An 11,934-nucleotide genomic window follows, 5' to 3' on the forward strand; every position below is an offset into this window, starting at 1 on the left:
CACCCGCGTGTCCGCCCTCTGGATCTGCTACGCCCCAACCCGGTGGAGGTGGCACGATCGGCCGATGGCAGTCACGACACGGACGTTGGGGCGCAGCGGCATCGAGGTCAGCGCCCTCGGCATGGGGTGCTGGGCGATCGGCGGTCCCTGGGCGGAGGGCACCCAGCCGCTGGGCTGGGGCGCGGTCGACGACGACGAGTCGGTGCGGGCGGTACGTCGGGCGCTCGAGGAGGGCATCACCCTCTTCGACACCGCCGACACGTACGGGGCCGGGCACGGCGAGCGGGTGCTCGGTCGTGCGCTCGCCGGTCGCCGGGACGACGCCGTGATCGCCACCAAGTGGGGTTACACGTTCGACGAGGCCAGCCGACAGGCCACCGGCGAGGACGCCTCACCCGCGTACCTGCGCACTGCCGTGACTGCCTCGCTGCGCCGGTTGGGCACCGACCGGATCGACCTCTATCAGCTGCACCTGGCCGACCTGCCGGTGCCGAGGGCGCAGGCGCTGATCGGGACCTGCGAGGACCTGGTGGCCGAGGGCCTGATCCGCGCGTACGGGTGGAGCACCGACCGCCCCGACCGGGCCGCCGCCTTCGGGCACGCCGCCACCGGTGCCACCGCCGTGCAACACACCCTGTCGGTGCTGCGGGACGCCCCCGACCTGCTCGCCGTCTGCGACAAGTACGACCTGGCCAGCATCAACCGGGGGCCGCTCGGGATGGGGCTGCTCACCGGGAAGTACTCGGCCGGGTCGACACTGCCCCGCGACGACGTACGCGGGCTGGCCCCGGGCTGGTTGGAGTGGTTCCGGGGCGGCCGGCCGGCACCGGAGTGGCTACGTCGGGTCGGCGCGGTCCGGGCCGCGCTGACCGCCGACGGGCGCACCCTCGCCCAGGGCGCGTTGGGCTGGATCTGGGCGCGCAGTGGTCGCACCATTCCGATCCCGGGCTGCCGTACCGTCGCCCAGGTCGAGGAGAACGCCGCGGCGCTGCACTGGGGCCCACTCCCGGCGGACCAGTTCGTCGAGGTGGAGCGCCAGCTCGCCGCCGTTCGCACGGCCGCCCTCCGCGACGCCGACCGCCCCCACTGGCCCCGCCCCGACCACCCCACAGTCCACCCGTAACCAAGTCCCCGCCCCCGCGCCGCCCCCGCCCTGCCCAACCGTGCCGTATCCCGCCCTGCCTAACCGCGTCGATCATGGAGTTGTGGTGCCTCACGAATCGGGCATAGGTAGTCCTGCCGCCCACCACAACTCCATGATCGACCCACACGTCACCCCAACCCGCGCCGATCTTGCGCTTTCTGCGGGGACTTACGCCGCGAATCGCGACATAAGGACGACAGAAAGTGCAAGATCGCCGGGCCGGGCCGGGCCGGGGCGGGGTGGGGTGGGGCGGGGTGGGGTTAGTCCCTGTCGCTCCGCTGCGCGAAGCGGCCCTAATCGGGAGGAAGTAGGTCTACTTCCGAGTTAGGGGGTTTGTTCTTTGCGGATCTGGTCGGCCAGGTGGGCGGGCATCGGGTCGTGGCGGACGAAGTGGCGGCGGAAGGTGCCGGTGCCGGACGTCATGGAGCGCAGCTCGACGGCGTAGCGGAGCAACTCGGTGGCGGGCACCTCGGCGCGCACCAGGGTGCGGCCCTCGGCGTCCTCGTCCGGTTCGGTGCCGAGCACCCGGCCGCGGCGCCCGGACAGGTCGCCCAGCACCGTACCCACCGAGCCGTCCGGCACCCGGATGGTGACCTCGTCGATCGGCTCCAGCAGGGCCGGCTGGCCACGCTCGGCGGCGTCGCGCAGCGCCAGCGCACCGGCGGTCTGGAAGGCCGCGTCGGAGGAGTCGACACTGTGCGCCTTCCCGTCGACCAGGGTCACCCGCAGGTCCACCACCGGGTGGCCGGCGACCAGACCGCGTTCGAGCTGGGCGCGGACGCCCTTCTCCACCGACGGGATGTAGTTGTGCGGCACCGCGCCGCCGACCACCCGGTCGACGAACTCGAAGCCACTGCCGCGCGGCAGCGGCTCCACCTCGATGTCGCAGACCGCGTACTGGCCGTGGCCGCCGGACTGCTTGACGTGCCGGCCGTGCCCCTTCGCGGGCACGGTCAGCGTCTCGCGCAGCGACACCTTGACCGGCTCGGTGTCCAGTTCGACACCGCCGGCGCGGAGCCGGTCGAGCACCACGTCCGCGTGGGCCTCGCCCATGCACCAGAGCACCAGCTGGTGGGTCTCCGGGTTGCGCTCCAGTCGCAGCGTGGGGTCGCCGGCGACCAGACGGGCGAGGTTGCGGGCCAGGGCGTCCTCGTCGGCGCGGCTGCGGGCGACGATCGCCACCGGCAGCAGCGGCTCCGGCATCTCCCAGGGGGCGATCAGCAGCGGATCGTCCTTGGCCGAGATGGTGTCGCCGGTCTCGGCGCTGCCCGACTTGGTGATCGCGCAGATGTCGCCGGCCACGCAGGCCGACACCTCGCGCAGGGTCGCGCCCAGCGGGGTGTAGATGTGCCCGACCCGCTCGTCGGCGTCGTGGTCGGGGTGCCCGCGTTCGGCCAGGCCGTGCCCGGAGACGTGCACGGTCTGGTCGGGGCGCAACGTGCCGGAGAAGACCCGGACCAGCGAGACCCGACCGACGTGGCGGTCGACGGTGGTCTTGACGACCTCGGCGACGAGCGGCCCGGCCGGGTCGCAGGTCAGCGGCGGACGCGGCGAGCCGTCCACCCCGGTCACCGCCGGCAACTCGTGCTCCAGCGGCGACGGGAACGCGGCGGTCAGCACCTCCAGCAGCACGTCCAGCCCGACACCGGTCTGGGCGCAGACCGGCACCACCGGGTAGAAGTGGCCCCGGGCGACGGCCTTCTCCAGGTCGTCGATGAGCACCTCGGTGCTGATCTCCTCGCCGTCGAGGTACCGGTCCATCAGGGTCTCGTCCTCGCTCTCGGCGATGATCCCCTCAATCAGCTCGTTGCGGGACTCGTCGATGGCCGGCTGGTGCTCCGGGTCCGGGTCGCGGACGTCGGCCGGAAGCCCGGCGGTGTAGTCGAAGACCCGGCGGGTGATCAGGCCGAGCAGACCTTCGGTGGAGACCCCGTCGTCGCCGAGCATCGGCAGGTAGAGGGGCATCACGTTGTCCCCGAAGAGGCGTTGGCAGAGCGCCACCGTCTCGTCGACGTCGGCGCGGGGCTGGTCCAGGCGGGCGATCGCGACCGCGCGGGGCATGTCGACGGCCGCGCACTCCTCCCACAGCGCGACGGTGGCCGCGTCCATGCCGCCGGCCGCCGAGACGACGAAGAGCGCGGCGTCGGCGGCCCGTAGCCCGGCCCGCAGCTCGCCGACGAAGTCGGCGTACCCGGGGGTGTCCAGCAGGTTGACCTTGATGCCGTTGTGCAGCAGCGGCGCGCAGGACAGGCTGACCGAGCGCTGTTGGCGTACGGCCGCGGGGTCGTGGTCGCCGACCGTGGTGCCGTCGACCACGGTGCCGGCCCGGCCGATCGTGCCGGTCGCCGCGAGCAGGGCCTCGACCAGGGTGGTCTTGCCCGCCCCGGAGTGCCCGACGAGCACCACGTTGCGGACCTGCTCGGGCTCGGTCACCACCGGCGCGCCGCCGGTGGAACCCTTTTCGTGACTCTTCTGCGCCATGGGGCGCACCTCCCTCAGCCGGTGGTGGTGGCGACCGCCGCGCGACGGGAAGCGGCCCGGGGCGAGTGCGCGGCGATATCCTCCGGTGGTCTGCTGCACAGCGGGAACGGGACGGGCGGACGGGTGAGCTGGCTCACCTTCCGGCTCGATCTCACACCCGTTGCCCGATAGGCACAAGCCTCCCCCGGGCGGGTCGGCGGGACGGTCCGTATCGCCGGAGCTGGGCGGACCGTTATCGTGGGGACCGCCATGGCGAAGATCTTCCAAGTGTCGGCCCGCGCGGGGATGACCCGCGTCGTCGAGCCGATTGCCCGCGCCCTGCTGCGCGCGGGCGTCACCCCTAACGCCGTCACCGTCGCGGGCACCGTCGGTGTGCTCGTCGGCGCGCTCGGCTTCGGTGCCCGCGGCCACCTGGTCGCGGGCGCGTTGATCGTCACCCTGTTCGCGCTCACCGACCTGCTCGACGGGACGATGGCCCGGATGAGCGGCGGCTCCACGAAATTCGGCGCGTTCCTCGACTCAAGCATGGACCGGGTCGCCGACAGCGCCGTCTTCGGCGCGGTCGCGTACTGGTTGGCCACCCAGGGCGATCACTCCGGGGTGGCCGCCGCGTTGATCTGCCTCGCCGCCGGCGGCCTGGTCTCCTACGTCAAGGCCCGCGCCGAGGGGCTCGGCATGACCTGCAACGTGGGCATCGCCGAGCGCACCGAGCGACTGCTGATCGTCGGGGTCGGCGGAATCCTCACCGGCCTGAACGTGAAACCGGCGTTGGAGATCGCGCTCTGGCTGTTGGCCGCCGTGTCGATCTTCACGGTGGGGCAGCGGATGACGCACGTCTACCGCCAGGCCCAGCAGCTCCAGCCGGACGGTCAGGCGTGAGTGGGCTGCCGGCGACCCGGCGTCGAACGACCGGCGGCCGAGTCGCGTGAACCTCACCGAGCTGGGCTACATCGCCGGGTGGCGGGTGGTCCGCGCGCTTCCCCGGCCGTTGGTGGCGGCGGCGTTCCAGGCGGGCGCGGACCGCGCCCACCGCGCCGGCGGCGGGGGTACGGCCCGACTGCGCGCGAACCTGCGCCGGGTGGTCGGCCCGGAGCTGCCCGAGGCGGAGCTGGACGATCTCGTCAAGCGCGGGTTGCGCTCGTACGCCCGGTACTGGATGGAGGCGTTCCGACTGCCCGCCCTGAGTCGGGCGCAGATCCTCTCCGGTTTCCGGCTCGACGGCGCCGAGCTGCTCGCCGCCGACGTGGCCGCCGGCCGGGGCGCGGTGGTGGCCCTGCCGCACGCCGGCAACTGGGATGCCGCGGGTGCCTGGGTGGCGGCCACCGGTTGGCCGATCACCACGGTCATGGAGCGGCTCAAGCCGGAGGGCGTGTACAAGCGTTTCCTGGCGTTCCGGGAGGTTCTCGGAATGGAGATCCTGCCGACCCACGGGGGGCCGCGTCCGGCGTTCGACGTGCTGCTGGACCGGGTCCGTGCCGGCGCGGTGGTGCCGCTGCTGGCCGACCGGGACCTCTCCGCCCGGGGGGTGGAGGTGGACTTCTTCGGCGGGAAGACCCGGATGCCCGCCGGGCCGGCGTTGCTCGCGCTGCACACCGGCGCGCCGCTCTACGTGGCCTCGCTGTGGTACGAACCGGACGCCGCCTGCGCGTCGCTGGTGGGCCCGCTGCCGGTGCCCGGGCCCGAGGTGGGGCCGCTGGACCAGCGAGTCCGGTCGCTGACCCAGCTGATCGCCGACCGTCTGGCGGCGGGTATCGCCCGGCATCCGGAAGACTGGCACATGTTGCAGCGGATGTGGCTGGACCAGGGGAGGGCGGGGGAGGGCACGGCGCTGCCCTCGTCGGCCCCCGGCCAGGGCTGAGGGGGTGGGCTGACGCATGCGGATCGGCATCGTGTGCCCGTACTCGTTCGACGTCCCGGGTGGGGTGCAGAACCACGTCATGGATCTCGCCGAGGCGTTGATCGCGCTCGGTCACGAGGTCAGCGTGCTGGCCCCGGCCGACGAGGACTCGCCGCTGCCGGAGTACGTGGTGTCCGCCGGGCGGGCGGTGCCGCTGCCGTACAACGGTTCGGTGGCTCGGATCGCGTTCGGCCCGGTCTCGACCGCGCGGGTCCGCCGGTGGATCACCAACGGCGACTTCGACGTGCTGCACGTGCACGAGCCGTTGACGCTGAGCCTGTCGCTGCTGGCCGTGCTCTCCGCCCGTGGCCCGGTGGTGGCGACGTTCCATACCGCGATGACCCGTTCGCGGGTCCTCGCCGCCGCGCAGGGCGTGCTCCAGATCGTGTTGGAGCGGATCACCGCCCGGATCGCGGTGAGCGCGTTGGCCCGAAAGGTGCAGGTCGAGCACATGGACGGCGGTGCGGTGGAGATTCCCAACGGGGTGGCGGTGGCCAAGTTCGCCGACGCCGAGCCGTTGCCGGGTTGGCCCGGGGAGTGTGCGGTCGGCACCGGCGGCACGCTCGGTTTCCTGGGCCGGTTCACCGAGGCACGCAAGGGTTTCCCGGTGCTGCGCGACGCGTTCGTGGCGTTGGCCCCCACCCGGCCCGGGCTGCGGTTGCTGGTCGCCGGCCCGGGTGACCGCGACGACCTGTACGACCAGTTTCCCGCCGAACTGCACGAGCGGATCACGTTCCTCGGCCTGGTCAGCGAAGCGGACAAGGCGCGCATGTTGCGCAGTGTGCACCTTTACGTCGCACCGAACACCGGCGGCGAGTCGTTCGGCATGATCCTCACCGAGGCGTTGGCGGCGGGGACCACGGTGGTCGCCAGTGACCTGGACGCGTTCCGGCGGGTGCTCGACGGTGGGCGGGCCGGGCGGCTCTTCGCCACCGGTGACCCGGTGGGGCTGCGCGACGTGCTGAGCGAGCTGCTGGACGACCCGGTCGGGCGGGCCGCGCTGAGTGCCTGCGGCGATCAGGTGGTCGCGAATTTCGACTGGCCAGTAGTTGCTCGCCGCGTTCTGGAGGTGTATGCGGCGGCGATCGAGGCAACCGACGGGCGGGTCATCGACCAGGAATGGGTGGGGCTGGGCTGAGCCGGGTGTGACGGATGGTGCGGTGGTGACCGGGGGACCGGTGCGGCCGCGCCCAATCGGACGAAACGGAGCAGCACTACGATGCCGCACATGTGGTGGGTGGTGGCCGCGAGCGTGGTCGTGGGGCTGATCGCGGCGTACCTCATCTGGACGGCCGGCCGGGTCGAACGGCTGCAGGGCCGCGCGGAGCTGGCGGCGCGGGCTCTCGACGCGCACCTGTTGCGACGGGCGGCGGCAGCGGCGGTCCTGGCTGAGCGGCGTTTCGGCGTCGAGCTGTACGCGGCGGCCCGGATCGCTCTGGACGCCAGCCCGGACGAGCGGGAGGCGGCGGAGAACGACCTCACCCGGCAGTTGCGGGGCGTCCAGCTGGACCCGGGCGATCCGGACTGCGCGGCGGTCATCGCCGCCAGTCGTCGTCTCGCGTTGTCCCGGCAGGTGCACACCGACCTGGTCCGCGACGCCCGCTCGGCGCGCAGCCGGCCCCTGGTGCGCCTGTTGCGGATGGGACGCGGTCGGCAGTGGCCACGCTACTTCGACATCGACGACCCGACTCTCGTCGTCCCGGCGGACGTCCCCGCCGCCTGACCGCCGACGCCCGCCCCCGGATCCATCGCGGCCGGTGACCAGGGCCACAGTGCAGGCCACCGGGGGTCTGATTGGCTGTCGGTACGGCGTTGCACCGCGCGTAGCATTTTCGCTGCCACTCCCAGAGCTTGTCCAAGGAGCGATGACCCGTGCCCGAAAACACCGCCTCGAACACCGGTACCGCCCCCGTCGTCGGCACCGCCCGCGTGAAGCGTGGCATGGCCGAGATGCTCAAGGGCGGCGTGATCATGGATGTCGTCAACGCCGAGCAGGCCAAGATCGCTGAGGACGCCGGCGCCGTCGCGGTGATGGCCCTGGAGCGGGTGCCTGCCGACATCCGCGCGCAGGGCGGGGTGTCCCGGATGAGCGACCCGGACATGATCGACGGGATCATCGAGGCGGTCTCCATCCCGGTGATGGCCAAGGCCCGCATCGGCCACTTCGTGGAGGCGCAGATCCTCCAGTCGCTCGGCGTGGACTACGTCGACGAGTCCGAGGTGCTGACCCCGGCCGACTACGCGAACCACATCGACAAGTGGGCGTTCACGGTGCCCTTCGTCTGCGGCGCGACCAACCTGGGCGAGGCGTTGCGTCGGATCACCGAGGGTGCGGCCATGATCCGTTCCAAGGGCGAGGCCGGCACCGGTGACGTCTCCAACGCCACCACCCACATGCGCAAGATCCGCCAGGAGATCCGTCGGCTGTCCTCGCTGCCGGCCGACGAGCTGTACGTCGCGGCCAAGGAGCTGCAGGCCCCGTACGAGCTGGTCAAGGAGGTCGCCGAGAGCGGCAAGCTGCCGGTGGTGCTGTTCACCGCCGGTGGGATCGCCACGCCGGCCGACGCGGCGATGATGATGCAGCTCGGCGCGGAGGGCGTCTTCGTCGGCTCGGGCATCTTCAAGGCGGGCAACCCGGCTCAGCGGGCTGCCGCGATCGTCAAGGCGACCACCTTCCACGACGACCCGGACGTGCTGGCCAAGGTCTCCCGCGGTCTCGGCGAGGCGATGGTGGGCATCAACGTCGACGAGATCCCCCAGCCGCACCGCCTGGCCGAGCGCGGTTGGTGACGCGGAGAGGAACGGTACGAACGTGACGGCACCCGTGATCGGTGTGCTCGCGCTTCAGGGCGACGTCCGCGAGCACCTGGCGGCGCTGGCCGCGGCGGGCGCGGACGCCCGCCCGGTCCGCCGTCCGGGGGAGCTGGACGCGGTCGACGGCCTGGTCATCCCCGGAGGCGAGTCCACCACCATCAGCAAGCTCGCCGACATCTTCGAGATGCGCGAGCCGATCGACAAGCGGATCACCGATGGTATGCCTGTCTACGGCTCCTGCGCCGGGATGATCATGTTGGCGACCGAGGTGCTCGACGGTCGACCCGACCAGCGGGGCTTCGCCGGCATCGACATGACCGTCCGGCGCAACGCGTTCGGTCGGCAGGTCGACTCGTTCGAGGCGCCGGTGGCCATCGCCGGTGTGCCGGGTGAGCCGTTCCACGCGGTGTTCATCCGTGCGCCCTGGGTGGAGCGGGTGGGCTCCGGCGTCGAGGTCATCGGGACGGTGACCGGTGGCCCGGCCGCCGACCGGATCGTGGCGGTTCGGCAGGGCAACCTGCTGGCCACCTCGTTCCACCCGGAGTTGACCGGTGACCTGCGCGTGCACGCGTACTTCGTGGATGTGGTCCGCGCCAGCTCCTGAGCGCGCGGCGCGGGCCGTCCATTCTGTTGGCTGAGGATTTTTGTCCCGTCTGCCCCACTCCGCGCGCACCGAGCGGCCGTGCCACGCGCGGTGCATGACAGCGACCCGGGGGACGTCGGTAGGATTGCGGAGATTCGGCAGGGCCATCTGCCCGCCACGGCTTCCACCAGAGCTGACCGGCACCTCCGCGTGCGCCGGCGGGAGCGGGGCGTGAGCGGTGCGGTCGATGCAGACGGCGGGTAGCAACGGAGGTAGAAGATGTCCGGCCACTCAAAGTGGGCGACGACCAAGCACAAGAAGGCCGTCATCGACGCCAAGCGCGGCAAGATGTTCGCCAAGCTGATCAAGAACGTCGAGGTGGCCGCGCGGACCGGCGGCGGTGACCCCTCCGGTAACCCGACGCTCTTCGACGCCATCCAGAAGGCGAAGAAGAGCTCGGTGCCGAACGACAACATCGATCGCGCCGTCAAGCGCGGCTCCGGCCTGGAGGCCGGCGGCGCCGACTGGCAGACGATCATGTATGAGGGGTACGGCCCGAACGGCGTGGCCATGCTCATCGAGTGCCTCACCGACAACCGCAACCGGGCGGCGACCGAGGTACGGACGGCGTTGACCCGTAACGGCGGCTCGCTCGCCGACGCCGGTTCGGTGTCGTACATGTTCTCCCGCAAGGGCGTGGTGATCGTCCCCAAGGAGGGCACCAGCGAGGACGACGTGATGCTGGCCGTCCTGGACGCCGGCGCCGAAGAGGTCAACGACATCGGCGAGGCGTACGAGGTGGTTTCCGAGCCGACCGACCTGATCGGCGTGCGGACGGCGCTGCAGGACGCCGGCATCGAGTACGAGTCGGCCGAGTCCTCCCTGATCCCCAGCGTCAACGTGCCGCTGGACGAAGAGGGCGCGCGCAAGATCTTCAAGCTGATCGACGTCCTGGAGGACTGCGACGACGTGCAGAACGTCTACGCCAACTTCGACGTCTCCGACGACGTGATGGCGGCGGTCGACGCCTGAGCGCGCCCCGATGCCTCTCCGCCGCGATCTTGCACTTGCTGTCCCGACATAACGGGTCAAGCGCGGCATAGCGTCAACACCAAGTGCAAGATCGCGGCGGGATCTCGGGTCTGGGGGTTGGGGTGGGGAGCTTCGCGCCCGGTGCGACCGTAATACGGCGTGAGGTGCTGCGCGGTGAGGTCTGGTTCGGCTGCCCGACGATCTGTGTCGAGGATTCGCCCGACCTGCTCGCCCTCTACCTCCCACCGGGGGCCGAGTTCGGCTTCCCGACGACCGGCGTCTTTCCGTGCGGGCGGCACCCGTGGGAGACCGCCGGGCACCGCTCCTGGTCGGGGCACGGCAAGCTGATGCTGCAACGCCCCGGTGAGGCGCACTCGATCGACGTGTTCTGGACGGGGCCGGGGCGCGACTTCGCCGGCTGGTACTTCAACCTCCAGGACCCGGTGCGGCGTACCCCGATCGGGGTGGACACCCTGGACCACGAGCTGGATCTGTGGTGGGCCGCGGACGCCGACCGGTACGTCTGGAAGGACGTCGAGATGTTCGCCCAGCGCCTCGTCGAGGGGCGCTACCCGGGCATGGGGGACGCCATCCAGGCCGAGGGTGACCGGATCGCCGCGCTGCTGGACGCGGGTGAGCGCTGGTGGGACCCGGCGTGGGCCACCTGGCAGCCCGACCCGGCCTGGACGACGCCCCCGCTGCCCGCCGGCTGGGACCTGGTGCCGCCCGCCCGCTGAGCGGCGCTGTTGTCAGTTTCCCGGCAACGCGTCGACCAGGAACACCTGGTCCGCGCCGCCGGTGCACGGCTCGACCAGTGCCGCGGCCGACGCGTCCCGGTCGTCGTCGCGGAGGCCGACGCACAGGTCGGTGCGGTCGGGTCGGATGCGGTACGCGCCGGGCGTCGCTCCGGTCGGTTCGAACCGGAACACCTGCATCGGCCTGCTCGCGCTGCAGTCGTCCTCGTTCCAGGGTTCGAGCAGGTTCCGGCCAGGATCCTCCTCGCGGACGGTGAGGCAGCCCTTTCCGAGCACCGGGTGGAACCACTTGATGAAGTACGCCCCGTCGGACACCGGCTCCAGCGACGTGTCTGGTGGGGTCGCCTGCGTGCAGGGCCGCTGGACCGCAATTTCCTTGGTGTACTGACCGGTGTCGTCGCGGCCCTCGGTGAGGCAGAGGTCCGGGCTGCGGGCGGGGCGGATCTGGCTGCGCCCCGCGCTCGGCGTGCTCGACGGACGGGCACTGACACCCGCCGACACGGTCGGATCGGTGAGTTGCGCGGCCGTTCGTTGCTCGTTGTCGCGCAGCTCGATCCAGAAGCCCACGCCCAGCGCGGCCAACAGGGCGGCGACGACGAGCAGCGCCAGCGGCGCGGGCCGCGCGAACCAGCGTGGGCGGGCCGGGCCGGAACGCTCCGGGGCCACGGCCGTGACCGCGTCGACCGGCGGCTGGTCCGATGCCGGCGAGGGCGGGGCGAACTGACCTGCCGCGAGGCGGTGTCGCGCCCGTAGCCACGTCTCGACCTGATCGTCCGCGCCGCAGGCCCGAACGAACGCGGCCACCACCTCAGGGCGCGGCAGTGTGGACCGGCGCAGGATGTCGGCCGCGGTGCTGCGGGCCAGCACGTCACCCGCCGACGCGGCCCGCTGCTCCAGTTGGCGGTAGGTGAGCCCGGACCGGTCCTTGAGCTGGCGCAACATCTCGACGAACTCGGCCGGGTCGGACGCGTCGTCCGGGCGTAGTTCCCCCATGGTCATCGCACGATTCTCCAGATACCGCGGACGAGGGGGCAAGTCGGGTCCCAGCGACTGTCCGAGATGGTCGGACAGGATCCGGACATGCCGCCCTGAGCTGCCCGGACAACGTGCCGCGGCGACCAGGGCATTGTCGTCGCCCACCGGCTTACCTAGCGTCTTTTCTCGATGGCCGCGCCGCTGACCGGCGTACGGCCCGACGGGCCCGCGCCGGCACTGGTTCGGGCTCGAC

At 71.9% G+C, this 11,934-nt stretch carries 11 protein-coding genes; 9 read left to right on the plus strand and 2 right to left on the minus strand.

What is annotated here, in order from left to right; genetic code table 11:
• Positions 1 to 64: 64 nt before the first annotated feature.
• On the plus strand, positions 65 to 1,123 hold the full coding sequence (locus ACIBF8_RS05190; protein ID WP_396781090.1) for an aldo/keto reductase: 1,059 nt from the start codon (positions 65 to 67) through the stop codon (positions 1,121 to 1,123).
• A 345-nt stretch (positions 1,124 to 1,468) separates the two neighbouring features.
• On the opposite strand, the gene ACIBF8_RS05195 is transcribed toward ACIBF8_RS05190, so the two are convergent.
• Positions 1,469 to 3,625, minus strand: a complete 2,157-nt coding sequence (locus ACIBF8_RS05195) for an elongation factor G-like protein EF-G2 (RefSeq protein ID WP_396781091.1) — start codon at positions 3,623 to 3,625, stop codon at positions 1,469 to 1,471.
• Between the two features lie 249 nt (positions 3,626 to 3,874).
• Between ACIBF8_RS05195 and pgsA the strand changes: the two genes are divergently transcribed.
• The 8 genes from pgsA (at position 3,875) to ACIBF8_RS05235 (ending at position 10,688) form a co-directional block, all read left to right on the plus strand.
• A complete protein-coding gene (gene pgsA / locus ACIBF8_RS05200; RefSeq protein ID WP_396781092.1) occupies positions 3,875 to 4,504 on the plus strand; it encodes a phosphatidylinositol phosphate synthase in 630 nt (209 codons plus the stop codon).
• Positions 4,505 to 4,550: 46 nt separating this feature from the next.
• Positions 4,551 to 5,483 (plus strand): phosphatidylinositol mannoside acyltransferase, encoded by a 933-nt coding sequence (locus ACIBF8_RS05205; RefSeq protein ID WP_396781093.1) that lies wholly within the window; start codon positions 4,551 to 4,553, stop codon positions 5,481 to 5,483.
• 16 nt (positions 5,484 to 5,499) lie between these two features.
• Entirely contained in the window at positions 5,500 to 6,660 is a 1,161-nt protein-coding gene (locus ACIBF8_RS05210) for a glycosyltransferase family 4 protein (RefSeq protein ID WP_396781094.1), read from the plus strand.
• 81 nt (positions 6,661 to 6,741) lie between these two features.
• Positions 6,742 to 7,245 (plus strand): hypothetical protein, encoded by a 504-nt coding sequence (locus tag ACIBF8_RS05215; protein ID WP_396781095.1) that lies wholly within the window; start codon positions 6,742 to 6,744, stop codon positions 7,243 to 7,245.
• 149 nt (positions 7,246 to 7,394) lie between these two features.
• Complete coding sequence (gene pdxS / locus ACIBF8_RS05220) at positions 7,395 to 8,312, plus strand: pyridoxal 5'-phosphate synthase lyase subunit PdxS (protein WP_279517308.1); 918 nt, start codon at positions 7,395 to 7,397, stop codon at positions 8,310 to 8,312.
• 22 nt (positions 8,313 to 8,334) lie between these two features.
• Complete coding sequence (gene pdxT, locus ACIBF8_RS05225; RefSeq protein ID WP_396781096.1) at positions 8,335 to 8,940, plus strand: pyridoxal 5'-phosphate synthase glutaminase subunit PdxT; 606 nt, start codon at positions 8,335 to 8,337, stop codon at positions 8,938 to 8,940.
• A 258-nt stretch (positions 8,941 to 9,198) separates the two neighbouring features.
• Positions 9,199 to 9,951 (plus strand): YebC/PmpR family DNA-binding transcriptional regulator, encoded by a 753-nt coding sequence (locus ACIBF8_RS05230; protein ID WP_396781097.1) that lies wholly within the window; start codon positions 9,199 to 9,201, stop codon positions 9,949 to 9,951.
• A gap of 122 nt (positions 9,952 to 10,073) precedes the next feature.
• On the plus strand, positions 10,074 to 10,688 hold the full coding sequence (locus ACIBF8_RS05235; protein ID WP_396781098.1) for a DUF402 domain-containing protein: 615 nt from the start codon (positions 10,074 to 10,076) through the stop codon (positions 10,686 to 10,688).
• Positions 10,689 to 10,700: 12 nt separating this feature from the next.
• Here ACIBF8_RS05235 and ACIBF8_RS05240 read toward each other — a convergent pair whose 3' ends face one another.
• Positions 10,701 to 11,705: a helix-turn-helix domain-containing protein gene (locus ACIBF8_RS05240; RefSeq protein ID WP_396781099.1), complete on the minus strand. Its 1,005-nt coding sequence runs from the start codon at positions 11,703 to 11,705 to the stop codon at positions 10,701 to 10,703.
• Between the last annotated feature and the right edge of the window lie 229 nt (positions 11,706 to 11,934).

This window comes from Micromonospora sp. NPDC050276 (assembly GCF_044459545.1).
GTDB lineage: Bacteria > Actinomycetota > Actinomycetes > Mycobacteriales > Micromonosporaceae > Micromonospora.